General features: G+C 67.2%; 19 protein-coding genes. 14 read left to right on the top strand and 5 right to left on the bottom strand.

Annotated elements, in window-relative coordinates; all coding sequences use genetic code 11:
• Window positions 1-205: 205 nt before the first annotated feature.
• Window positions 206-2,488 carry a heterodisulfide reductase-related iron-sulfur binding cluster gene (locus OG700_RS17555; RefSeq protein ID WP_405614600.1) on the bottom strand — a complete coding sequence of 761 codons (2,283 nt, stop codon included), beginning with the start codon at window positions 2,486-2,488 and terminating at the stop codon, window positions 206-208.
• 109 nt (window positions 2,489-2,597) lie between these two features.
• On the bottom strand, window positions 2,598-3,182 hold the full coding sequence (locus OG700_RS17550) for a sugar transferase (protein ID WP_405614598.1): 585 nt from the start codon (window positions 3,180-3,182) through the stop codon (window positions 2,598-2,600).
• Between the two features lie 245 nt (window positions 3,183-3,427).
• Between OG700_RS17550 and dnaK the strand changes: the two genes are divergently transcribed.
• The 11 genes from dnaK to OG700_RS17495 all read left to right on the top strand — a co-directional run bounded on the left by dnaK (window position 3,428) and on the right by OG700_RS17495 (window position 16,514).
• On the top strand, window positions 3,428-5,293 hold the full coding sequence (dnaK, locus tag OG700_RS17545) for a molecular chaperone DnaK (RefSeq protein WP_382564179.1): 1,866 nt from the start codon (window positions 3,428-3,430) through the stop codon (window positions 5,291-5,293).
• Entirely contained in the window at window positions 5,290-5,973 is a 684-nt protein-coding gene (gene grpE, locus OG700_RS17540) for a nucleotide exchange factor GrpE (protein WP_405614595.1), read from the top strand. The genes dnaK and grpE overlap by 4 nt, the downstream gene beginning before the upstream one ends.
• 61 nt (window positions 5,974-6,034) lie before the next feature.
• Complete coding sequence (dnaJ, locus tag OG700_RS17535) at window positions 6,035-7,243, top strand: molecular chaperone DnaJ (protein WP_405614593.1); 1,209 nt, start codon at window positions 6,035-6,037, stop codon at window positions 7,241-7,243.
• A 5-nt stretch (window positions 7,244-7,248) separates the two neighbouring features.
• Entirely contained in the window at window positions 7,249-7,725 is a 477-nt protein-coding gene (locus tag OG700_RS17530) for a heat shock protein transcriptional repressor HspR (protein WP_405614591.1), read from the top strand.
• Window positions 7,726-7,770: 45 nt separating this feature from the next.
• The gene (locus OG700_RS17525) at window positions 7,771-9,099 is read left to right on the top strand and encodes an IS630 family transposase (protein WP_405614589.1); all 1,329 of its coding nucleotides are present in this window, start codon (window positions 7,771-7,773) and stop codon (window positions 9,097-9,099) included.
• 454 nt (window positions 9,100-9,553) lie between these two features.
• Window positions 9,554-9,916 carry a hypothetical protein gene (locus OG700_RS17520; RefSeq protein WP_405614587.1) on the top strand — a complete coding sequence of 121 codons (363 nt, stop codon included), beginning with the start codon at window positions 9,554-9,556 and terminating at the stop codon, window positions 9,914-9,916.
• 42 nt (window positions 9,917-9,958) lie between these two features.
• Window positions 9,959-10,888, top strand: coding sequence for a hypothetical protein (locus OG700_RS17515; protein ID WP_405614585.1), 930 nt, complete (start codon window positions 9,959-9,961; stop codon window positions 10,886-10,888).
• Between the two features lie 238 nt (window positions 10,889-11,126).
• A complete protein-coding gene (locus tag OG700_RS17510) occupies window positions 11,127-12,746 on the top strand; it encodes a hypothetical protein (protein WP_405614583.1) in 1,620 nt (539 codons plus the stop codon).
• The gene (locus tag OG700_RS17505; protein ID WP_405614581.1) at window positions 12,665-15,412 is read left to right on the top strand and encodes a hypothetical protein; all 2,748 of its coding nucleotides are present in this window, start codon (window positions 12,665-12,667) and stop codon (window positions 15,410-15,412) included. The genes OG700_RS17510 and OG700_RS17505 overlap by 82 nt, the downstream gene beginning before the upstream one ends.
• An 85-nt stretch (window positions 15,413-15,497) precedes the next feature.
• Window positions 15,498-15,758: a hypothetical protein gene (locus OG700_RS17500; protein ID WP_405614579.1), complete on the top strand. Its 261-nt coding sequence runs from the start codon at window positions 15,498-15,500 to the stop codon at window positions 15,756-15,758.
• A gap of 255 nt (window positions 15,759-16,013) precedes the next feature.
• The gene (locus OG700_RS17495; RefSeq protein WP_405614577.1) at window positions 16,014-16,514 is read left to right on the top strand and encodes a hypothetical protein; all 501 of its coding nucleotides are present in this window, start codon (window positions 16,014-16,016) and stop codon (window positions 16,512-16,514) included.
• A 102-nt stretch (window positions 16,515-16,616) separates the two neighbouring features.
• Here the strand turns inward: OG700_RS17495 and OG700_RS17490 are convergent, their stop codons facing one another.
• Window positions 16,617-17,603 carry a LuxR C-terminal-related transcriptional regulator gene (locus OG700_RS17490; protein WP_405614575.1) on the bottom strand — a complete coding sequence of 329 codons (987 nt, stop codon included), beginning with the start codon at window positions 17,601-17,603 and terminating at the stop codon, window positions 16,617-16,619.
• A 211-nt stretch (window positions 17,604-17,814) separates the two neighbouring features.
• A complete protein-coding gene (locus OG700_RS17485; protein ID WP_405614573.1) occupies window positions 17,815-18,798 on the bottom strand; it encodes a helix-turn-helix transcriptional regulator in 984 nt (327 codons plus the stop codon).
• A gap of 129 nt (window positions 18,799-18,927) precedes the next feature.
• On the opposite strand from OG700_RS17485, the gene OG700_RS17480 reads away from it, so the two are divergent.
• On the top strand, window positions 18,928-19,110 hold the full coding sequence (locus OG700_RS17480) for a hypothetical protein (protein ID WP_405614571.1): 183 nt from the start codon (window positions 18,928-18,930) through the stop codon (window positions 19,108-19,110).
• A complete protein-coding gene (locus tag OG700_RS17475) occupies window positions 19,107-19,427 on the top strand; it encodes a hypothetical protein (protein WP_023539836.1) in 321 nt (106 codons plus the stop codon). The genes OG700_RS17480 and OG700_RS17475 overlap by 4 nt, the downstream gene beginning before the upstream one ends.
• Window positions 19,428-19,591: 164 nt before the next feature.
• Here the strand turns inward: OG700_RS17475 and OG700_RS17470 are convergent, their stop codons facing one another.
• On the bottom strand, window positions 19,592-19,996 hold the full coding sequence (locus OG700_RS17470; RefSeq protein ID WP_405614569.1) for a pyridoxamine 5'-phosphate oxidase family protein: 405 nt from the start codon (window positions 19,994-19,996) through the stop codon (window positions 19,592-19,594).
• Window positions 19,997-20,163: 167 nt separating this feature from the next.
• Here OG700_RS17470 and clpB point away from each other — a divergent pair, with 167 nt between their 5' ends.
• Window positions 20,164-22,845 (top strand): ATP-dependent chaperone ClpB, encoded by a 2,682-nt coding sequence (gene clpB, locus OG700_RS17465; RefSeq protein ID WP_405614567.1) that lies wholly within the window; start codon window positions 20,164-20,166, stop codon window positions 22,843-22,845.
• Window positions 22,846-23,036: the final 191 nt, after the last annotated feature.

The following is a 23,036-nucleotide window of genomic DNA, read 5'->3' as shown; positions in this document are numbered from 1 at the left end:
ACGGCCTCATCCACCTACTTCTGTCCGGTCACCTGACATTCGCTGCCACATGATGCTCCAGTGCGGGCGTCGCGGTAAGGAAACGGACCGATCGCGATCACAGGCCGATCGTCCCCAGGAGAGGTAAAGCCGGACGACGGAAACGGCCGGACCCGCCCCCGAGGCAGGTCCGGCCGCGCGTCCTCCGTAAGAAGGGTGTTGGGTGTTACGTCGCGGGCTCCGGCTCCGGTTCGGCCGCCGGCTTCGAGGAGTCCTCGGGGTCCGTCGGCGTCCGCACCGAGTCGAGCAGCAGTTGCGCCACGTCCACGACCTGGAGCGATTCCTTCGCCTTGCCATCGTTCTTCTTGCCGTTGATCGAGTCGGTCAGCATCACGAGGCAGAACGGGCACGCCGTCGACACGATGTCCGGATTCAGCGAAAGCGCCTCGTCCACCCGCTCGTTGTTGATGCGCTTGCCGATCCGCTCCTCCATCCACATCCGCGCGCCGCCCGCGCCGCAGCAGAAGCCGCGCTCCTTGTGGCGGTGCATCTCCTCATTACGGAGGCCGGGCACCTTCGCGATGATCTCGCGCGGCGGGGTGTAGACCTTGTTGTGCCGGCCCAGGTAGCAGGGGTCGTGGTAGGTGATCAGACCCTCGACGGGGGTCACCGGGATCAGCTTCTCCTCGTCGATGAGGTGCTGGAGCAGCTGGGTGTGGTGGATGACCTCGTACTCGCCGCCGAGCTGCGGGTACTCGTTCGCGATGGTGTTGAAGCAGTGCGGGCAGGTCGCGACGATCCTCTTCGAGGATTTCGGCTTCTTCGTCGCCGGATCCACCCCGCCCTCCTCGTCGAGGGACTCGCCGTATGCCATGTTCAGCATCGCCACGTTCTCCTGGCCGAGCTGCTGGAACAGCGGCTCGTTGCCCAGGCGGCGGGCCGAGTCGCCCGTGCACTTCTCGTCGCCGCCCATGATCGCGAACTTCACGCCCGCGATGTGGAGCAGTTCGGCGAACGCCTTCGTGGTCTTCTTGGCGCGGTCTTCGAGCGCGCCCGCGCAGCCGACCCAGTACAGGTAGTCGACCTCGGAGAGGTCGTCGACGTCCTTGCCGACGACCGGCACGTCGAAGTCGACCTCCTTGGTCCACTCCAGGCGCTGCTTCTTCTGGAGCCCCCAGGGGTTGCCCTTCTTCTCCAGGTTCTTGAGCATCGTCCCGGCCTCGGAGGGGAACGCGCTCTCGATCATCACCTGGTAGCGGCGCATGTCGAGGATGTGGTCGATGTGCTCGATGTCGACCGGGCACTGCTCGACGCAGGCGCCGCACGTGGTGCAGGACCACAGGACGTCCGGGTCGATGACGCCGTTCTCCTCCAGCGTCCCGATCAGCGGGCGCTCGGCCTCCGCCAGGGCGGCTTCCGGCACACCGGCAAGTTGTTCCGCCGACGCCTTCTCCTCGCCCTCCGCCGTCTTGCCGCCGCCGGCCAGCAGATACGGCGCCTTGGCGTGCGCGTGGTCGCGCAGCGACATGATCAGGAGTTTCGGCGAGAGGGGCTTGCCGGTGTTCCAGGCGGGGCACTGCGACTGGCAGCGACCGCACTCCGTGCAGGTGGAGAAGTCGAGGATGCCCTTCCAGGAGAACTGCTCGACCTGCGAGACGCCGTAGACGTCGTCGTCGCCCGGGTCCTCGAAGTCGATCTCCTTGCCGTCCGACACCATCGGCTGGAGCGCGCCCAGCGCCGTACCGCCGTCGGACTCGCGCTTGAACCAGATGTTCGGGAAGGCGAGGAAGCGGTGCCAGGCGACGCCCATGGTGGTGTTGAGGCCCAGGGTGATGGCCCAGATCATCGTCACGCCGAGCTTGATCATGGCGGTCAGGTAGACGAGGTTCTGGAGCGTGCCGAGGCTGAGCCCCTCGAAGGCCAGGACCAGCGGATACGAGACCCAGTACGCCGGGTCGTAGCTGTCGACGTGGTGCAGGGCGCCTTCGAGGCCGCGCAGGATCAGGATCGCGAGGCCGATGGTGAGGATCACGTACTCGACGAAGTACGCCTGCCAGGCCGTGGAGCCGGCGAAGCGCGACTTGCGGCCGGCCCGCGAGGGCAGGTTCAGCAGCCGGATGGCGATCAGTACGAGGATGCCGAGGGTGGTCGCCAGCGCGATGAACTCGATGTAGATCTCGTACGGCAGGAAGGTGCCGATGTACGGGATGATCCAGTCGGCCTGGAAGAGCTGGCCGTACGCGTTGACGATCGTCAGCCCGAGCGTCAGGAAGCCGATGGCGACGAACCAGTGCGCGAAGCCCACGACGCCCCAGCGGTTCATCCGCGTGTGGCCGAGGAACTCCTTGGCCAGGGTGATCGTGCGCGCTCTGGGGTCGTCGGTGCGACTGCCGGCCGGTACGGGCGCGCCGAGCTTCACGAACCGGTAGATCTCGGCGCCGGCTCGGGCGATGAGCGCGACGCCGATCACGGTCAGCACCAGCGACACGATGATCGCGGCGAGTTGCATTGGGGGCTCCTCGGGCCTGCGAGGGTGGGAAGAACAGCACCACGTACGTGGGTGCGTGAAGCGACACTACTAAGCGGTAACTTAATCGGTTTGTGCTGAGGGTACCCAGTTATCCCGCCGCACTGTAGCCGCGCGGTCGGTGATCTGTGTCGCTGAGGTGACCCTGAGCGGGGATGCGGGGCAGGGCGGTGGCGTCCGTGCCGTACGGGGCGGACGCGGCGAGCGCGGCGGCCGGCGTACGGGCGAGGATCGCCAGGTCGAGGCCGATCCAGTGGTGCTCCACGTAGTGCTGGTCGAGCAGCGCGGGCTCGTCCCACGGCATCGGCGAGCGGCGGCGCACCTGGGCGAGGCCGGTGAGGCCCGGCCGGACGAACAGCCGCCACGGCGCGGCCGCCCTGGGGTCCCCCGGCGCGAGTGGTGCGGGGCCGACGAGGGACATCTCGCCCCGTACGACATGGGGCAGGCGTGACAGCAGGTCGAGCCGGTGCCGGCGGGTGGCCAGGGAGCGGACGGTGAAGACGCGGCCGTCCAGGCCGACGCGGCGCTCGTGGGTGAAGGCGCCGCCGGGGTGCCGCGCGGACAGCGTGAGGGTGAGGGCGGCGGCGGCCAGCAGGGGCGCGGCCAGAACCAGCAGGAGCGAGCCGAGCGTCAGGTCGAGCAGGCGTTTGGGGTCCAGATCCAGGTCCGGAACCATGGGGTCTCCCTGACCGTTGTATGCGACATCGGGGCTTTTGCGAAACGCTTGCCGACCGATGGTGTCGTAGTAGGGAAGAGAAGTTCCGAAGGCGCGCGGACCTGCGGGAATCGCGCGGATCTCAAGAGGGGTCAAGAAATCGGGCCGCACGATAGTTGAGTCTGCTCGACTCAGCTCTGTTGACGCGCAAGGATCAGTCGTGCATCCTTGAGCCTGTTCCACTCAAGTCAGCTGGAGGAATCGAAATGGCACGTGCGGTCGGCATCGACCTGGGCACGACTAACTCCGTCGTCAGCGTTCTCGAAGGCGGCGAGCCCACCGTCATCACCAACGCCGAAGGCGCCAGGACCACGCCGTCCGTCGTCGCCTTCGCCAAGAACGGCGAGGTGCTCGTCGGAGAGGTCGCCAAGCGCCAGGCAGTCACGAACGTCGACAGGACCATCCGGTCGGTCAAGCGCCACATGGGCACCGACTGGAAGATCAACCTCGACGGCAAGGACTTCAACCCGCAGCAGATGTCCGCGTTCGTCCTTCAGAAGCTGAAGCGCGACGCGGAGTCCTACCTGGGTGAGAAGGTCGTGGACGCGGTCATCACCGTCCCGGCGTACTTCAACGACTCCGAGCGTCAGGCCACGAAGGAGGCCGGCGAGATCGCGGGCCTCAACGTCCTGCGTATCGTCAACGAGCCGACGGCCGCCGCGCTGGCGTACGGGCTCGACAAGGACGACCAGACGATCCTCGTCTTCGACCTCGGCGGTGGCACCTTCGACGTGTCGCTCCTGGAGATCGGTGACGGCGTCGTCGAGGTGAAGGCCACCAACGGTGACAACCACCTCGGTGGTGACGACTGGGACCAGCGTGTCGTCGACTACCTGGTGAAGCAGTTCGCCAACGGTCACGGCGTGGACCTGGCCAAGGACAAGATGGCTCTCCAGCGTCTCCGCGAGGCCGCGGAGAAGGCGAAGATCGAGCTGTCGTCGTCCACCGAGACCACGATCAACCTGCCGTACATCACGGCGTCCGCCGAGGGCCCGCTGCACCTGGACGAGAAGCTCACGCGCTCTCAGTTCCAGCAGCTGACGGCCGATCTGCTGGAGCGCTGCAAGACCCCGTTCCACAACGTCATCAAGGACGCCGGTATCGCGCTGTCCGAGATCGACCACGTGGTCCTGGTCGGCGGCTCCACCCGGATGCCCGCCGTCGCCGAGATCGTCAAGGAGCTCACCGGCGGCCGTGACGCCAACAAGGGCGTCAACCCGGACGAGGTCGTGGCCATCGGTGCCGCGCTCCAGGCCGGTGTGCTCAAGGGTGAGGTCAAGGACGTCCTGCTGCTCGACGTCACCCCGCTGTCTCTCGGTATCGAGACCAAGGGCGGCATCATGACCAAGCTCATCGAGCGCAACACCACGATCCCGACGAAGCGCTCCGAGATCTTCACGACGGCCGAGGACAACCAGCCGTCGGTGCAGATCCAGGTCTACCAGGGCGAGCGCGAGATCGCGGCGTACAACAAGAAGCTCGGAATGTTCGAGCTGACCGGTCTGCCGCCCGCCCCGCGCGGTGTGCCGCAGATCGAGGTCGCCTTCGACATCGACGCCAACGGCATCATGCACGTGGCCGCGAAGGACCTCGGCACCGGCAAGGAGCAGAAGATGACCGTCACCGGTGGCTCCTCGCTGCCGAAGGACGAGGTCAACCGGATGCGTGAAGAGGCCGAGCAGTACGCGGACGAGGACCACCGCCGCCGCGAGGCCGCCGAGACGCGCAACCAGGCCGAACAGCTCGTCTACCAGACGGAGAAGTTCCTCAAGGACAACGAGGACAAGGTCCCCGGTGACGTGAAGGAAGAGGTCGAGACCTCCATCGGCGAGCTGAAGGAGAAGCTCAAGGGTGAGGACACGGCCGAGATCCGCACGGCCACGGAGAAGGTCGCCGCCGTCTCGCAGAAGCTCGGCCAGGCCATGTACGCCAACGCGCAGGCCGACGGCGCCGGCAACGACGCCCCGGGCACGGAGCAGGCCGGTCCCGCCGGCGGTACCGACGGCGCGGACGATGTCGTGGACGCGGAGATCGTCGACGACGAGAAGCCCAAGAAGGACGGTGCCGCGTGACGGAGGAGACTCCGGGCTTCGAAGAGGAGCCCGACGTCCCTTCCGGCGCCACCCCCGAAGACGCCGCGCCGAAGAAGGCCGCCGACCCGGACTCCGCCAAGGAGCCGGGCCCGGCGGCCCCCCCGGCCGGGGACGTACAACAGGACGCGACACAGACCGCGCTGATCGCTCAGCTCGACCAGGTCCGCACGGCGCTCGGGGAGCGCACGGCAGACCTCCAGCGGCTTCAGGCCGAGTACCAGAACTACCGCCGCCGGGTCGAGCGGGACCGGGTCACGGTCAAGGAGATCGCTGTCGCGAACCTCCTGACCGAGCTCCTGCCCGTGCTCGACGACATCGGGCGCGCCCGGGAACACGCCGAGCTGGTGGGCGGGTTCAAGTCGGTGGCGGAATCGCTGGAGTCGGTGGTCGCGAAGATGGGCCTCCAGCAGTTCGGCAAGGAGGGCGAGCCCTTCGACCCGACGATCCACGAGGCCCTGATGCACAGCTACGCACCGGATGTCACCGAGGACACGTGCGTCGCGATCCTCCAGCCTGGGTACCGGTTCGGCGAGCGGACCATCAGGCCCGCACGTGTCGCCGTGGCGGAGCCCCAGCCGGGGGTCCAGCCCGGGGAGAAGACGTCGAGCGCCGACGAGCCGGACACGGACGAGGAGAGCGGTGGCCCGGACGAGGGCTGACGTGCCGATGGTGGTACGGATGGGCAGTACGCATGACGGGCAGTGAGGAGGGACGTCGGGAATGAGTACCAAGGACTTCGTGGAGAAGGACTACTACAAGGTTCTCGGCGTCCCCAAGGACGCCACCGAGGCCGAGATCAAGAAGGCGTACCGCAAGCTCGCCCGCGAGTTCCACCCGGACGCCAACAAGGGTGACGCCAAGGCCGAGGAGCGCTTCAAGGAGATCTCCGAGGCCAACGACGTGCTCGGCGACCCCAAGCGGCGCAAGGAGTACGACGAGGCGCGCTCGCTCTTCGGCAACGGCGGCGGCTTCCGGGCCGGCCCCGGTGGCGGTGGCGCCGGCGGGTCCTTCAACTTCGACCTGGGCGACCTCTTCGGAGGCGGCCCCCAGGGCGGCGGAGGACAGCAGGGCCAGGGTGGCGCCGGCGGCTTCGGAGGCGGGCTCGGGGACGTGTTCGGCGGCCTCTTCAACCGAGGCGGTCCCGGCACCGGTACGCGCACGCAGCCGCGCCGTGGCCAGGACATCGAGTCCGAGGTGACGCTCAGCTTCACCGAGGCGGTCGACGGGGCCACGGTCCCGCTGCGGATGTCCAGCCAGGCGCCCTGCAAGGCGTGTTCGGGCACCGGCGACAAGAACGGTTCGCCGCGGGTCTGCCCGACCTGCGTCGGCACCGGACAGGTGTCGCGCGGCACGGGCGGCGGCTTCTCGCTGACCGACCCGTGCGTGGACTGCAAGGGCCGTGGGCTGATCGCCCAGGACCCGTGCGACGTCTGCAAGGGCAGCGGCCGTGCCAGGTCCTCGCGGACCATGCAGGTCCGTATCCCGGCGGGTGTCAGCGACGGCCAGCGGATCCGGCTGCGCGGCAAGGGCGCTCCCGGTGAGCGCGGCGGTCCGGCGGGCGACCTGTATGTGGTCGTCCATGTCGGCGCGCACCCGGTCTTCGGCCGTAAGGACGACAACCTCACCGTCACCGTGCCGGTCACCTTCGCGGAGGCGGCGCTCGGCGGCGAGGTCAAGGTCCCGACGCTGGGCGGGCCACCGGTCACCCTGAAACTGCCCGCGGGCACGCCCAACGGCCGTACGATGCGCGCCCGGGGGAAGGGTGCCGTACGTAAGGACGGCAGCCGCGGCGACCTCCTGGTCACCGTAGAGGTGGTCGTCCCCAAGGATCTCGGCGCCGAGGCTCGTGACGCGCTGGAGTCCTACCGGAAGGCGACCGCGGGGGAGAACCCGCGGGACGAGCTGTTCCAGGCAGCGAAGGGAGCGTGACTCCAATGGACGGGGTCGGGCGGCGTCGGCCGCACTCATCGTTCAACCGGGCCTTTGAACTGACCGAAGAGTCGCCGGTGTACGTCATCTCGGTGGCGGCCCAGCTGTCCGGGCTGCACCCGCAGACGCTGCGCCAGTACGACCGTCTCGGCCTGGTCTCGCCGGACCGTACGGCGGGCCGCGGCAGGCGTTACTCGGCGCGCGACATCGAACTGCTCCGCCAGGTGCAGCAGTTGTCGCAGGACGAGGGCATCAACCTGGCCGGCATCAAACGCATCATCGAGCTGGAGAACCAGGTCGCGGCGCTCCAGGCGCGCGTGGCGGAACTCGGCGCGGCGGTGGACGGCGCGGCGTCGGCGATGCGCCAGCGCGAGGCCCAGGTACACGCCTCGTACCGGCGGGACCTGGTGCCGTATCAGGACGTACAGCAGACGAGCGCGCTGGTGGTGTGGCGGCCGAAGCCGAAGCTGTCGTCGGACTAGTGTCCTGCGCCGGAAATCCTGGCATTAAGTTGCTACGGTTTCAGGATGTCGTTTCCGGGACGTTCTTCCGTCGAGTTCGTGTTGACCGCTGACGAGCGTGGCCAGCTGGTGCGCTGGTCACAGGGGGCGTCAAGGCTGGCTGTCCGGGCACGCATTGTGTTGCGGTGTGCCGAACCGGACGTCGTGTACGCGCGGCTTGCCGAGGACTTGGGTGTGTCGGCCATGACGGTCGGCAAGTGGCGCAAGCGGTTCGCGGAGTCACGGCTTGAGGGCCTGGCGGACACCGGCCGGCCGGGGCGGCCGAAGGCCGGCCTGTCTCTGAGTGATCTTGAACGGGAACAGCTGATGCGTTGGGCCCGTCGGGCGAAGTCCTCGCAGGCTTTGGCGTTGCGGTCGAGGATCGTGCTGGCGTGCGCCGAGGACACGTCGAACAAGCGGGTCGCCGGTCGGCTGGGGACCTCGGTGTCCACGGTGGCGCGGTGGCGACGTCGGTTCGTTGAGCTGCGGCTGGAAGGTCTGGCCGACGAACTGCGCCCGGGGCGGCCGCCGTCGATCCTCCTCGACCGGGTCGAGGAGGTCGTCGTTGCCACGCTGGAGACGTCGCCGCGTGATGCCACGCACTGGTCGCGGGCGTCGATGGCCGAGCGGACGGGCCTGTCGAAGTCGACGATCGGACGGATCTGGCGGCAGTTCGACCTGAAGCCGCACGTCCAGGACACGTTCAAGCTGTCCACGGATCCGCAGTTCGTGGAGAAGGTGGTCGATGTCGTCGGCCTCTACCACCATCCGCCGGAGAAGGCGGTGGTGCTGTGTGTGGACGAGAAATCCCAGGTGCAGGCCCTGGACCGCACGCAGCCGGTCCTGCCGATGATGCCCGGCATGCCGGAGCGGCGCACCCACGACTACCAACGGCATGGCGTAACCAGCCTGTTCGCCGCGTTCGACATCGAGGACGGAAGCGTCATCAGCTCCCTTCATCGCCGCCATCGGGCCGTGGAGTTCAAGAAATTCCTGGTCAAGATAGACAAGGCGGTGCCGGCTGAACTCGACGTCCACTTGGTCTGTGACAACTACGCCACCCACAAGACGCCCGCGATCAAAGCCTGGCTCGGACGGCACCCTCGATTCCACGTCCACTTCACACCGACTGGTTCCAGCTGGATCAACCAGGTCGAGCGGTGGTTCGGGCACCTCACCGACAAGCTCATCCGCCGCGGGACCCACCGATCGGTCCAAGCCCTTGAGGCCGACATCCGCACCTGGATCCAGACCTGGAACGAGGACCCCAAACCGTTCACATGGACCAAGAGCGCCGATGAAATCCTGAACTCGTTATCGAAATATATTGCCAGGATTTCCGGCGCAGGACACTAGTTGGGGCAGTCGGACGAGTATGGCGAGTCGGACGAGTTGAACCCGTCGGACGAGGACGCGTCCGAGCGCAGGACCTGACAGAGGAGGGCTTGTCGCCTCCCGGAGAGATCCGGGAGGCGACAGGCCCTCCTCTTGTTCGTCTTCCTTGTCTGTCTGTCCTGTCGGTCTGTTTGCCCCGCTCTGAACCCACCGCTTTGTGCAGTGCAGCAAGATGACGGTGTTGCGGCGGCGGCTACTGAGCAATGGTTGGCCATGGCTGTGAGTCACGAACTGCCAATCGTGGCCATCGTCTTCGCAGAGCGAAAGGGCATCCGTGTTGAGGAAGAGACCCATCGGCCGAATCTCACTGATCCTCTCAACGGCGTGTGCCGCGCTGTTGGTTCCCATCAGCCCGGCCAACGCCTACGTCACCTATACGGATGACGAGTGCAGCTCGTCGACCAGATGTTTCGCGGTGTTCTACAACAGCATGCGGAACATCGGGATCTTCTCCAGCCCGTGCTTCATCACCAACGGGAGCGAGCACTCGCATCTGGGCTTCGACCAACTGACGTCGTCAGGTATGCAGCAGGTGCGCTACCAGTTCAACCACGGACGCGGGTTCGACACCGGGCTTCCGAACGGGAGCCGGTGCCGTGCGGCCGACCCCGGCTCGGGCGCCGGCGTGAAGAACAACGCCGCCGGAGCGGCCAACGGTGACTCGCGTGCGCACCGGATCTCCTACAACACCGGTTACGCGGGCACTTACCAGACCTTCCAGGCCGGGGCCATGGCCAATCTGATCCCCCGCTCTCAAGAACAACAACGCCAGCAGTAAGAGGTTGTGATGACGGTGCGACGACGACTTCTCGTTCCACTCGTGGCAGTCTCGCTGGCGATGGTCTCCGCGGGATGCGGTCAAGGACAGCAGGAGAACCCTCAGACGGTGGTGGACAACGGCTCGGCGGCCGAGTCCGCAGCTCAGGGACCGACGATCTTCAAGGACAACTGGCCGGAGAAGGTCCCGACCAGCGGGCTCGCCAAGGGCCTGGTGCTGCCGCTGGAGTCGTACATGATCTCGTACGCCGAGGAGATAGCCGTCCAGCAGGCCCGGGACAGCGCGGAGACCGCCTGCATGAACCGCTTCGGGTTCGAGGGCTGGCGTACGGAGGACCTGGGCACCTCGCCGCCGCCGGCCGACAACGCGTCCAACATGCCGCGCCGTTACGGGCTGACAGATCCGGCGCAGGCGCGGACGTACGGCTATCACCTGCCCTCCGCGGGGCCGGAGAGCACGCCCCCGCCGGAGCAGGACACGGCCGAGGCCGCCACCGTTCTCACCGGGCAGAACGGGAGTGAACGACTCGCCTCGTTCAAGGGCGAGGAGCTGCCGGAGGGCGGCTGCACGGGCGAGGTCGGCCGGAAGGTCGCCGTACCCGACGTGGCGCTCGTCGAACGTCTCAACACCGAGAGCTTGGAGCTCTCCCAGCGGACTCCCGCGGTCGAGGCCGCCATGGTGCGGTGGGCGTCCTGCATGAAGGACCGCGGGTACCAGGTGAACACGGTCTGGGAGACGGCCGAAGTGGCCGGTGCGGAGAGCGAGACGGCCGACCAGCAGGAGATCGAGGTGGCGACGGCCGAGGTCGACTGCAAGCAGGAGACCGGGCTCGTCAAGGTCTGGTTCGCCGAGGAGACGACCATTCAGAAGCGACTCGTCGAGGAGAACCAACAGGCCCTCAAGGGTGCCGAGTCGCAGTTGGGCAAGACCCTGGAGAAGGCCGCGGCGGTCAACAGAAGCGCTCTTCGGTGACTTCTCCAGCAACGGACCTGCCGCCGGAGGGCTGGGCCCTCCCGAGGTAGGACGCGATGTCACGGCAGCTCAAAGCGCCGTGCCGCGTGCGCAGTTGATCACAGGTGCGAGGGGTCCGCCCGCGGGCCGTCGTCGGTAGGTCGGTCACGATCACCGACGACGGCTTCTCCGGCATGCCTCCGCCTGCCCCGAAGCGCACCACCGGAGCACGCCGCGGCGGGCGAGGACGGAGAGGCGGATGAGAATGAAGCTACGTCGAAGAACCAAGAACATCCTGATCGCCACCACAGCGAGCATCATGCTCGCCGGGACGATACCGGCCATGTCCTGGGCCGCGCCCGCGTCGCAGGGCAGCACCGGCGAGAAGCCGGCCGAGCCGGCGCCCCCGGATGTCCTTCCGCTCTCCCAACGGGACTCGGTGCTCGGCAAGGGCTGGAAGGATTCCCGCGATGTGGCGTGGACGACCTCCGGCGATGCCAGTGGGTTCCATCTGCTGATGGCCCGTGAGGCCGACGGTTACGCCTGGAAGACGGCAGCGACACTGTCCGAGCCGGGGTTCGACGCCGACGCGTGGATCGGCAATGTGTGTGTCACCGCCTCCGGCCGGCGGGCGGTCGTCGTATACGCCCCTCGTACGTTCACCAACAAGGCCAGTCTGAAAGCCCGGGGCGCGTTCACCGCCGTGGTCGATCTGAACACCGGCCAGGTGCGGAAACTCAAGACCAAAGCCTCGCTCTCCTACTACAACCCTGGCTGCGGCACAGGCGAGGACGCCGTGCTGACCCAGTCCGGCGACGACGAGCTGCCCGGAACGCGCCTTATACGCCTCGACACCGTCACGGGCAAGGTTCAACCGCCTGTCGAGACCAAGGGGCAGATCACCTCCGCCGTCCCGCTCGGTGACAAGGGCATGGTGGCGGCCGCCGCCGGCGCGGTCGTCCAGGTCAGCGGTTCGGGCGCCACCACCGCTCTCGCGTTGACGGACGCGGTGCCCTACCGGCTTTCCCCGGACGAGGACGGTGGGCTTGTCTTCCTGGACAAGCGGGGCGCCGTCTCGAAGGTCAAGAGACTCACCGCCGCCGATGTGACCCGCCGGAGTCCGGACAAGACCCGACCGGATGTGCTCGCGCAGGGCCCGGCCACCGAGACCGGACTGACCCGTAATGGCAAGAACGTCTACGTCACCGGTGCCACGAAGGCCCTGACCGATCCGCTGCCCTCGGTGGTGCGGCGCCTGGCCGACACACCGAAGACGGCGACGGTGTCCACGACGGGCTCCGCCACCGTCACCGCTCCGCAGTGGGGGGACGGGAAGGGCACGATGGTATTGCCGGGAGAAGCCGGCGAGGCCCGTACGATCAAGACGACCGTGTCTGTTCTCGACACGGACCGCCGAACTGTCTTCGCGGTGAATCCTGAACGTCGGCGTTCGCAATTCGCCGAGCAGGGCTCCGTCCTCTCTCCCGGAGTAACGGGCGCTGCCTCTTCGAAACAGGGCAGGGCCACCGGTGCGAAAGCGGTGGCGGACTCGTCTCCCACCGAACCGATCGAGGACGAGCGGACCTGCTCCGTGCCGCGCAACGACCCCCGGAATCAAGCGATGCAGCCCAAACCACGGCAGGTGGAATGGGCCGTGGACCAGGCGGTCAAGGGGTATCTCAACACCTGGATCTCCCGGCCGGCGAACTGGAAGAACCTCGGGATGCCCGCCTACTCCCCGGAGACTCTGTTCCTCAATCCGCTGTCGAAGGCGGTGACCGTGTCATCGCCCAGGTCATGCTGGGGATCACCGCGCAGGAATCGAATATGTGGCAGGCCGCCCGGTCGGCCGTTCCCGGTGTCACCGCGAACCCACTGATCGGCAACTACTACGGTATTGACCTCTACGACGGCGAATCCGGCAACGACTGGGATGTCAACTTCGCCGACGCAGACTGCGGGTACGGGGTCTCCCAAGTCACCGACCACATGCGCATGGCAGGCCGTGAGGACGGCGACGGCGGTGCCGCGTGGCCCTACCAGAAACAGCGGGCTGTCGCCCTGGACTACACGGCCAACATCGCTGCCGGTCTGCAGATCCTGGTCGACAAGTGGAACGTCACCCGCAAGGCCGGAATGACCATCAATCACGGAAGCGCGCTGCGGCCGGAGAACTGGTACTACGCGCTGTGGGCCTACAACTCCGGATTCTACGAGAAGACCAGTGACGGGTCTCCCTGGGGACTCGGCTGGGTCAACAACCCCGCCAACCCCGAATGGGACGCCGGCAGGCTCCCCTTCATGGAGAACGCGTCCGGTGGAGACGACGCCAGCGCTGCGGCCCGCCCGCAGAACTGGCCCTACCAGGAGAAGGTTCTCGGTTTCGCGGCGCATCCTCCGTCCTTCCTGGAATCCCCCGGGAATATGGTCCCCGCCTTCCGTCAGTCCACCTGGAACGGAACCAACGAAGGTGTTTCCGTGAAGGGGAGTGCTCTCTACAACCGCGCCCGGGTCAAGGCGCCCGAGAGTGCGTTCTGCACCACCGCGAACCAGTGCACGCCGGGCCGGATCTCCGACGGCGCCTCCAACGACACGGCGCTCAGCGGGCCTTGTGGTCGCGATGATCTCAAGTGCTGGTGGAACAAGCCCGTCACCTGGAAGGACGACTGCTCGACCACCTGCGGATTCGAGTTCATCCGGTTCAACGAGACCTACCCGGAAGAACCGGACGGTACGGCCTATCCGCCTGTCTGCACGACAGCCGGGCTTCCCACGGGCGCGCTGATCGTCGACGACGTCCCCACGGGTACCCCCGTCATACGTCCCGGATGTACCAATTCCTGGAGCAACGACGGAAAGTTCTCCTTCGGATTCTCCAACAACGGCAGCGAATCGGTGTATCCGTCGAAGGTCGACCTGCATCAACTCGGTGCGGGCTTCGGCAGCCACTTCTACTTCACCCACACCCGTAAGAACGACAGCAAGGGTAACCGGCTGCGGATCACCGGCACCTGGTCGTTCGACAAGACCATCACCGGACCCGCGAAGATCATGGTGCATCTGCCGGATCACGGTGCGCAGACGAAAAAAGCGAAGTACGTGGTGGACACGGGGACCGGAAGCAGGACGCGAGTTGTCTCCCAACCCGGGGACGGCAACAGGTGGCGAACCATCGGCGCCTTCATGTTCAACGGAAAACCGAAGGTGACGCTCAACAACCTCACGCCCGACGGAACAGGTGCCCTGGACGTCGCCTACGACGCGATCGCCGTGGTGCCGATCAAGGGAACCTACACCGAGAAGACCGTGCAGGCCGTCGGCTTCTTCGACGAACACCAGAACCTGGACACCGATCTGGAGTCCTCGCTCCCGCTCGACACCCCGTTCAAGAATCGGCAGACAATCTACGACTGGGGTGTGTCCACTTCCGGCGCCGTCACCTCCGTCCCCACCTGCATCGACCTGCCGGCTCCGAACTGCATCATGCCCGAGACCAAGGCGGCGATGTCGCGCTGGAACCAAGCCGTCAAGGAAGCGGGAAGCGACCCCACGAACCAACCCGACGGTGCCGGCATGACGAGTTGGCTGCACTTCGCCAATCCGTACACCTATCGGCCCACCAGCGATGCGAAGCCGTACTTCTTCGACACGGATGACAGCAGCTACAAGATCCGAAACAAGGCCACGGTCTCGTTCGTGAAGGATGAGAGCGGCAAGATAATCGAGGGGAGTGAATTCGTCGAGTACGACGACCGCACCGCGGACACTCACCTGCCCCGGTTCGTCCGGGACACGTTCGCGGCTCTGAAGGACGATTACGGTATCGCCCCACCCAACCTGAACTACTCCGCCAAGGACATGAACGAGCACAATGGACTTGAGACGACCACCGACACCAACTCCACAGGAGTACTGCCGGGTCGCGCGTACGCCGCGATGGGTCTCAAGCCGACGATCGTCGAGGGTGGAACCTGTGTTCGCGCACTGAACACATCGGGCGGATCCATCGGCTACCGGCCCATGCTCGCCGACTCCGGCGCGACCTCTTCCATGGCTCGTTGGAAGGGTGAGGCGGAGGATTCTCCCGTAGTGAGCGATTCGGTCGCGGCGGTGGCGGGCGAGATATACAACGCCTTCTTCAAGCCGGGCCTCACCGGATCCCTGCACAATCAGGCACCACCGATCTGGCAGGAGCTGAGCTTCCAACTCTGCACGGACGGGAAGGTCCGTCCCTACGACGGAGATCCGATCCTCAGAGCCAGCCATATGCCGAACCAGTACCTGTATCTGGACGACCGGGCGATCGATCAGACCGGCGCCTATACGAACAGCGCGAGCCCGATCCTGAGGGGAGACTTCAAGGCGTTCAGCGCTGCGCTCGACCTGACCGGGCACGGAATGCCCTACGGCGCGTGTGGGCCGTTGACAGGACGAAGCGGCAATCCATGGGGTATTGACGTAGGTCTGGACGGCCCTGGCGCCAACCCCGGTGGCAAGTTCTGTTCATGGCCGAGCACCACTCCGTCCGACGAGCACAGCAGCTAGGCTCGACTTCGTTCCGGGGCCCGCCAGTTCGACTGGCGGGCCCTGCCTGCTCCGGCCGGGCCGTGAGACAAGGGAGAAATCCGCAATGGCCTTCGTGCCCCTCATATACCTGGCCCTGGCGATGGCGTGGATTGTTCTGCCGTTCCTCGCGATGAAGCAGACACGCTTTGCGACACCCCTGCTTGTCGGTCATGTCGCGGTCGGCGCTGTGGCCTGTCTGTACGCCGCGGTATTTACCCAGCTGGGCGCGTTGCTGCTGTTCTGTGCGGGGCCCGGCACGTTTATGTCGCTGTTCTTCGTTGTTCTCAGGATGGCTTTCCCCGACAAGAAGAACGAGTCCCGCTGAACGGATTCGGTCCGCTGTGATCCGTTTTGCACCCACCGCTTTTTGCAGTGCAGCAAGATGACGGTGTTGCGGAAGCTACTACTGGGCGATGGTTGGTCATGGCTGCGAGTCACCAGAAATCGGCAGTGATTGTTTTGGGGGTCACGCAGTCGACAAATGGGGCCGGCGTAGAGAACCAGTCACGCACGCCGGGCATGAAGCACATGAGAATCTGGAGGGGAAATGACGAGGAACAATTTCACGGCGGTGTCCCTGGTGGGCATCGTCCTGGTCGGCGGAATTTCGTTCGCAGGGCCCGCCGCCGCCTCGGAGGGCGAGTGCGTGGATGCCGTTTCCAGTACCCGCGCGATTGATTTGCCGGGTCTGAAGCCGGACACGCTGATCGCTGTCGAGCAGTGCCTCGAACTTCAGGGTGCCACCGTTCAGGCCAGCAGTGCCCTGGTGTGGCAGATACTCGACGACGTCGTGCAGGACCGCGGCAAGCGGTTCACTTCTTTCGAGGTCACCAACCGCCTGGAATCCCGCCTTGCCCCGGGGGAGGCACCTCGCACTGTCAGCACCAAGACGTGCGACTTCGCCGAGCAGTTGAACGCGGCCTGGTCGAACTCCGTCGCCATCGAGTGCGCGGCGCCGGCCGCCCCGTACAACTCGGCGCAGTCCTGGGCCTCGGGCACCACGGTGGTGTACGACCTTGAGGACGACGGGAAGGGCCCTGTCACCTGGGAGATCGCCGGTGCGCCACTGATCCGCGGTTGAGCGTCGGCGGGTCGTCGCCCGGGGGACCGGTTCGATGAGTTGGGGAGGTGCCGTCCTGATCAGGGACGGTACCTCCCCCGTACGTCTGCGACGGCGCGGTGTTCAGCGGAGTTCGTAGGGGGTGCCCGTCTCGGGTTCGACCAGGCCGGACTGGATGATGAGGGCGCCGAGGTGGGTGCGGCTGGAGGCGCCGAGGGCCTGCATCAGTTTGGCGATGTGGGAGCGGCAGGTGCGGACGCTGATGCCCATCCTGCGGGCGACCATCTCGTCGCTGGTGCCTTCGGCCAGGAGGCGGGCGATGGCGCGCTGGACGGAGGTGACGGGGGCGTCGGGGGATGTGGTGGCCGGGCGTTCCGTCATCGGGGTCGCCTGCGCCCACAGCACCTCGTAGACCTGGACGAGATAGGTGATCAGGGCCGGGTGCCGGATCTCCAGGGCCGTGTGGCGGTCGGCGCTGGCGGGGATGAAGGCCACGGCGCGGTCGACGATGATCAGGCGTTCGACGGTCTGCTCGATCGTGCGTACCTCCAGCCGGTCGGCGGGCACCTGCTCCAGGTACTCCTTGATGTGCGGGCTGTAGCGCGCCGGGTGCTGGTACAAGTGCCTTAATCGGGCGCCGCGTTCGATGGCGGCGAGCGAGCGGGACAGTCCCGCGATCATGAGCTTGCGCTCGCGGCTGAAGCCCGGCTGGACCGTCAGGATCTCCTGCGTCGCCGTGCGGGCGGCCTCGCCGACCTTCGTGTCGATCAGGGTGGGGCCGTCGAGCATGGTGATGGAGAGGCTGGGGTCTTCGGCGACGACGGCGCTCAGCGGCGCGAGTGAGTCGACCAGGGACGCGGTGAGCTGTATGCGTTCGTGGATCTCACGCGTGATGGGCTGGAGGAGGTGCGCCAGAGCCGCGGACGGCAGTACCGGGCACATCCATGTGTCGTCCAGGGGATCGGGGTACAGCAGCGCCATGTCGACGAGGCAGGGCGCCGGCGCCACCGCGGCGCGGGTGATCCGCCTTCTGCGCAGTGCCTCGGTGTAGAGCAGGATCCCCGTCTCGCACAGCTCCCGGTCACCGTGGGGATGCGTCTGTTTCTCCATGTCTCCGCCTATTTGGGTACCCCCCGTTTTGTGCAATGCAGCAAGATGACGGTGGTGGAATCCTAGCCAGAGGCGCAGGGTTGTTGACGGTGGGGACTGGCCAACTCCCTGATCACATCCCGGCCGTGGCCGCGTCGCCCCCCGACGCGGTCACGGTCTCCCTCCCCGTTCTTCCCCCTGGTCCGCCCGAGGCGTGGCGCGTTCGGACAGTTCAGTGGTCGTGGTCCAGGATGCCGGACTGGGCTATGAGATAGCCGAGTTGGGCGCGGCTGCCACTGCCGAGTGTGGTGCTCAGTTTGGCGATGTGCGCACGGCAGGTGCGGACGTTCATGCCCAGTCGGCGAGCGATCGCCTCGTCCACGTGGCCGTCGATGAGGAGTTTGGCGATGGAGCGCTGGATGCTGGTGATGCCGTCGATCTCAGGCGCGTACGAGAGTTGGTCGTCCCAGGGCGTCCCGTGGAGCCAGAACTGCTCGAAGACGCCGACGAGATACTGGACCAGGCCCTCGTGACGCAGCTCCAGGGCGATCTGGCGGTCCTTGCTGGCCGGTACGAACGCCACTTTCCGGTCGACGATGATCAGGCGTTCGATGATCTCTTCGAGCGTCCGTACCTCCACTCCGTGCGGGGCCACGCGCTCCACGTACGCCAGTGTGGAGGGGTGGTGGCGGGCGGTGTGCTGGTAGAGGGTGCGCATCTTCACCCCTTTGTTGATCAGCGGGTGCACTCTGCGCAGCGCCTCTTCCAGGGCGTCCGCCGGGCGCCCGCTGCCCGGCTGGACCGTGAGGAGTTCCTTGGTGCACTCCGCGGTGACCCGGTCCAGGGTGGAGTTGATGAGGCTGAGCCCTTCGAGCACGGTGACCGCGTGGGTGGCCGACGGGTCCAGGGTCGTGAGGGTCATGAACGGCTCGAAGGTGTCGGCGAGCGAGACGGCGAGTTGCCGGCGCTCCTGGATCTCCCGCTCGATGGGGTGGGTGAGCTGGTTGAGCGCGATCGTCGGCGGTACGGGGCGGAGCCACCGGGTGTCGTCGGGATCCGGGCGCAGCAGGGCCAGATCCAGCAGGCAGGGCGCCGCTTCCGCCTCTGAGCGGGAGAGCCGGCCGGTGCGCAGGGCTGCCGCGTAGAGGTTTTTACCCGCTTCGCACAGTTCGCCTGGCCTGTGCCTGTGCCCTGATTTGCCCTGGTCTGAAGTCATATGCCACCCCCTCAGGGTCTTGAATTACAGGAACATGATGCCCGTGCTCGCTGGTGGAAGCGTTCGGAGTGGGCCATCGTCTTAATCGCGGGGGGAGGGATGATGATCAGAATGGGGTGGAGATCTTCCATGAAGAGGATGGTTCGCGCGTTGTGCGCACTCGCGTTCGTGGCGGTTGCGGCGAGTGCCGTCGTCGTCAATGGTGAGCCTTCGTGGACCACCGCACCGGTGGGCGGCGACTCGACGCACTCGCTGGTGGCGCTTGCCACCGAGCCCTCGTGGACCATTGCGCCGGCGGACCTGGGCGCATGACTGTCCCGCCGGACGACAGGGTCTTTCGGCGCGAGATGGCCTCGGCGTACCGGTCGGGGTGGCACTTCATCGATCTCGTCACGGCGATTCCGCACCGTGGTGACTCGCTGATGGTCACTCTGTTCGGAGAGCCCGTGGTCGTCGTCCGTGAGGAGGACGAGGACGTCCGTGCCTACCGGTGTCTGAGGAAGCCTCGGGGGGCGCCGCAGCCCGTACGCTGCGCGATTCGTTACGACATGATTTTCGTCAATCTCGACCAGCGTGACCATCAGTTGGTCGAACCACAGACTATTTCCGCCACCCCCCGCAGTGCCTGAGCGATTCCCCCGTCGTAGTAGATCGCTCCGGCACTTCCCCCACACAGCGGCGCCATCGTGGACCTGAAACGCGATGGCGCCGCTGTGCTGCCCGCGTGCGGGTCCGGTGCGGCGCCGCGGTGGAGTTCGTCGCGGTGTTCGTGGTGGCGTTCGTGGTCTGCGGGTCATCCTCTGCCCAGCGCGCGGTCGACGGCGATCTCGATGACGATCCGGTCCGGGTTGGGCGCGGGTACGCGTTCGTAGCGGGCCGTGTAGCGGCTTACGGCGTCCGCCACCCGATCGGCCTCCGTGCGTACCGTCGCGAGGCCCTCAAGCGTCGCCCAGCGCCTTCTGTGGACCTGGCAGACCGCGACCCGCCCGCCGTCGGGGCCCGCCGCCAGGATGTTGGCGACCTTGGTGGAGTTCTTGCCGGTGATGACACGTGCCAGCGCGGTCTCTGGGTCGTACGTCACCCCCACCGGCACTACGTGCGGCGTACCGTCCGGCCGGAGTGTGGTCAGGGTGCACAGGTGGCGCTCCCGCCAGAAGGTCAGATAGTCGGGGTCGGGATCGCGTACGTCTTGGGCCATGCCGGAAGAATAGGCGCGAAACGGCCTCGGGGGTGCGGGGCTGCGGGAGTTGGTCGGCCGGCCGGGTGCGCCCGCTTCGGTGTTGAGTGGCTTAGACTCAACTTTGCGTACGTTGGGTGGGTCAGGTCCGTGAGGGCGGACCCCGCGCCGAGGAGGAGAGACCGCACGTGGACGCCGATTTGACGAACAAGAGCAAGGACGCGCTCAACGCCGCCACCGACCGCGCGGTGACGGCGGGCCATGCCGACCTGACCTCCGCGCACCTGCTGCTCGCGCTGCTCGCGGGCGAGGACAACGAGAACATCACCGATCTGCTCGTCGCGGTGGACGCCGACCAGGCTGAGGTACGGTCCGGGGCGGAGCGGCTGCTGGCCGCGCTGCCCAGCGTGCGAGGCTCGACCGTCGCGCCCCCGCAGCCCGACCGGGGGCTGCTCGCCGTCGTCTCCGACGCCGCCAGGCGGGCGAAGAAGCTGGGCGACGACTACGTCTCGACCGAGCACCTGCTCATCGGGATCGCGGCCGAGGGCGGCAAGGCCGGGGACGTGCTGGACCGGCAGGGGGCCGGGGCGAAGAAGCTGCTGGACGCGTTCGAGAAGGCAAGGGGAGGACGCCGGGTGACCACAGCGGACCCGGAGGGTCAGTACAAGGCCCTGGAGAAGTTCGGCACCGACTTCACGGCCGCCGCGCGCCTGGGCAAGCTCGACCCGGTCATCGGCCGGGACCAGGAGATCCGCCGCGTCGTGCAGGTGCTTTCGCGCCGTACGAAGAACAACCCCGTACTGATCGGCGAACCCGGCGTCGGCAAGACGGCCGTCGTGGAAGGGCTCGCGCAGCGCATCGTCAAGGGCGATGTGCCGGAGTCCCTGAAGAACAAGAAGCTGGTCTCCCTGGACCTGGGCGCGATGGTCGCCGGCGCCAAGTACCGCGGTGAGTTCGAGGAGCGGCTGAAGACCGTCCTGTCCGAGATCAAGGAGAGCGACGGGAAGATCATCACGTTCATCGACGAGCTGCACACCGTCGTGGGCGCGGGCGCCGGCGGCGACTCCGCCATGGACGCGGGCAACATGCTCAAGCCGATGCTGGCCCGTGGCGAGCTGCGCATGGTGGGCGCGACGACCCTGGACGAGTACCGGGAGCGCATCGAGAAGGACGCGGCGCTGGAGCGGCGCTTCCAGCAGGTGCTGGTCGCCGAGCCCAACGTCGAGGACACGATCGCGATCCTGCGCGGACTCAAGGGCCGTTACGAGGCGCACCACAAGGTGCGGATCGCCGACGCCGCGCTGGTGGCCGCCGCCGCGCTCTCCGACCGCTACATCACCTCGCGCTTCCTGCCCGACAAGGCCATCGACCTCGTGGACGAGGCCGCGTCCCGCCTCCGTATGGAGATCGACTCCTCGCCCGTCGAGATCGACGAGCTCAAGAGGCTGGTCGACCGCCTCCGTATGGAGGAGCTGGCGCTCAAGAACCAGTCGGACCCCGCCTCCAAGCAGCGTCTGGAGAAGCTGCGCCGCGACCTCGCCGACCGCGAGGAGGAGTTGCGCGGGCTTGAGGCACGCTGGCAGAAGGAGAAGCACGAACTCGACCGCGTCGGTGAGCTGAAGGAGCAGCTGAACGAGCTGCGGGGGCAGGCCGAGCGCGCGGAGCGTGACAACGACCTCGACACCGCGTCCAGGCTGCTGCACGGCGAGATCCCGGGGCTGGAGCAGGAGTTGACCGCGGCGGCCGAGGCGGAGCGGGAAGCCGCCAAGGACACCATGGTCAAGGACCAGGTCGGCCCGGACGACATCGCCGATGTCGTCGGGTCGTGGACCGGGATCCCGGCCGGGCGGCTGCTGGAGGGGGAGACACGCAAGCTCCTTCGTATGGAGGCCGAGCTGGGGCACCGGCTGATCGGTCAGTCGGAGGCGGTCGAGGCGGTGTCGGACGCGGTACGGCGCACCCGCGCGGGCATCGCGGACCCGGACCGGCCCACCGGCTCGTTCCTCTTCCTCGGACCGACCGGTGTCGGCAAGACCGAACTGGCCAAGGCGCTGGCCGACTTCCTCTTCGACGACGAGCGGGCCATGGCCCGTATCGACATGAGCGAGTACGGCGAGAAGCACTCCGTCGCCCGGCTCGTCGGGGCGCCGCCCGGCTACGTCGGCTACGAGGAGGGCGGCCAGCTCACCGAGGCCGTGCGCCGCAGGCCGTACAGCGTCGTCCTGCTGGACGAGGTCGAGAAGGCGCACCCGGAGGTCTTCGACATCCTGCTCCAGGTCCTCGACGACGGCCGGCTGACCGACGGCCAGGGCCGGACGGTGGACTTCCGCAACACCATCCTGATCCTCACGTCGAACCTCGGCAGTCAGTACCTGGTCGATCCGGTCCCCTCGGCCGAGACGAAGAAGCAGCAGGTGCTGGACGTCGTACGCAGCTCCTTCAAGCCGGAGTTCCTGAACCGGCTGGACGATCTCGTGGTCTTCTCGGCCCTGTCCACGGACGAGCTGGCCCGGATTGCCGACCTCCAGATCGCCCGCCTCGCCAAGCGCCTGGCGGAGCGCCGCCTCACCCTCGACATCACCCCGGAAGCGCTCGCCTGGCTCGCCGAAAAGGGCAACGAACCGGCGTACGGGGCGCGTCCGCTGCGCCGTCTGATCCAGACGGCGATCGGCGACCGGCTGGCGAAGGAGATCCTGGCGGGCGACGTCGTGGACGGCGACACCGTACGGGTGGAGCGGGTGGAGGACGGGCTGGTCGTGCGCCCGGTGCCGGGCGGGGCGGGGCCGGTGGTGGAGGCGGAGCCGATGGTGGAGGCGGGGCCGGACGCGGAGGCGGGGCCGGACGCGCCTTCTTTGGAGAAGACGCCGTAACGGCCGGTGGCGCCCGCCGGACACGGAAGCGGACGCTGGCGCGGACGAGGACGCACAGGCCCGTCACCCACGCGGTGGCGGGCTTTCGCCCCCCCGTGCGCGGGATTGGCCGACGGGGTGCAGGGTTTCCCCCCGGGGATCGCGGCTAGGGTCGTTGCCAGACAACGGCATGCCATCCTCAGGAGAATCCA

It is taken from the genome of Streptomyces sp. NBC_01508 (assembly GCF_045040315.1).
Classification (GTDB): domain Bacteria; phylum Actinomycetota; class Actinomycetes; order Streptomycetales; family Streptomycetaceae; genus Streptomyces.
Note: the sequence above shows the minus strand (reverse complement) of the source record. Positions and strands in the feature narration are given on the sequence as shown.

Excerpts from the sequence above, each read along its gene's own strand:
- OG700_RS17555 (WP_405614600.1), bottom strand. The coding sequence starts at position 2,488 with ATGCAACTCGCCGCGATCATCGTGTCGCTGGTGCTGACCGTGATCGGC.
- OG700_RS17550 (WP_405614598.1), bottom strand. The coding sequence starts at position 3,182 with ATGGTTCCGGACCTGGATCTGGACCCCAAACGCCTGCTCGACCTGACG.
- dnaK (WP_382564179.1), top strand. The coding sequence starts at position 3,428 with ATGGCACGTGCGGTCGGCATCGACCTGGGCACGACTAACTCCGTCGTC.
- dnaJ (WP_405614593.1), top strand. The coding sequence starts at position 6,035 with ATGAGTACCAAGGACTTCGTGGAGAAGGACTACTACAAGGTTCTCGGC.
- OG700_RS17530 (WP_405614591.1), top strand. The coding sequence starts at position 7,249 with ATGGACGGGGTCGGGCGGCGTCGGCCGCACTCATCGTTCAACCGGGCC.
- OG700_RS17525 (WP_405614589.1), top strand. The coding sequence starts at position 7,771 with ATGTCGTTTCCGGGACGTTCTTCCGTCGAGTTCGTGTTGACCGCTGAC.
- OG700_RS17510 (WP_405614583.1), top strand. The coding sequence starts at position 11,127 with ATGAGAATGAAGCTACGTCGAAGAACCAAGAACATCCTGATCGCCACC.
- OG700_RS17505 (WP_405614581.1), top strand. The coding sequence starts at position 12,665 with ATGCTGGGGATCACCGCGCAGGAATCGAATATGTGGCAGGCCGCCCGG.
- OG700_RS17500 (WP_405614579.1), top strand. The coding sequence starts at position 15,498 with ATGGCCTTCGTGCCCCTCATATACCTGGCCCTGGCGATGGCGTGGATT.
- OG700_RS17490 (WP_405614575.1), bottom strand. The coding sequence starts at position 17,603 with ATGGAGAAACAGACGCATCCCCACGGTGACCGGGAGCTGTGCGAGACG.
- OG700_RS17485 (WP_405614573.1), bottom strand. The coding sequence starts at position 18,798 with ATGACTTCAGACCAGGGCAAATCAGGGCACAGGCACAGGCCAGGCGAA.
- OG700_RS17480 (WP_405614571.1), top strand. The coding sequence starts at position 18,928 with ATGAAGAGGATGGTTCGCGCGTTGTGCGCACTCGCGTTCGTGGCGGTT.
- OG700_RS17475 (WP_023539836.1), top strand. The coding sequence starts at position 19,107 with ATGACTGTCCCGCCGGACGACAGGGTCTTTCGGCGCGAGATGGCCTCG.
- OG700_RS17470 (WP_405614569.1), bottom strand. The coding sequence starts at position 19,996 with ATGGCCCAAGACGTACGCGATCCCGACCCCGACTATCTGACCTTCTGG.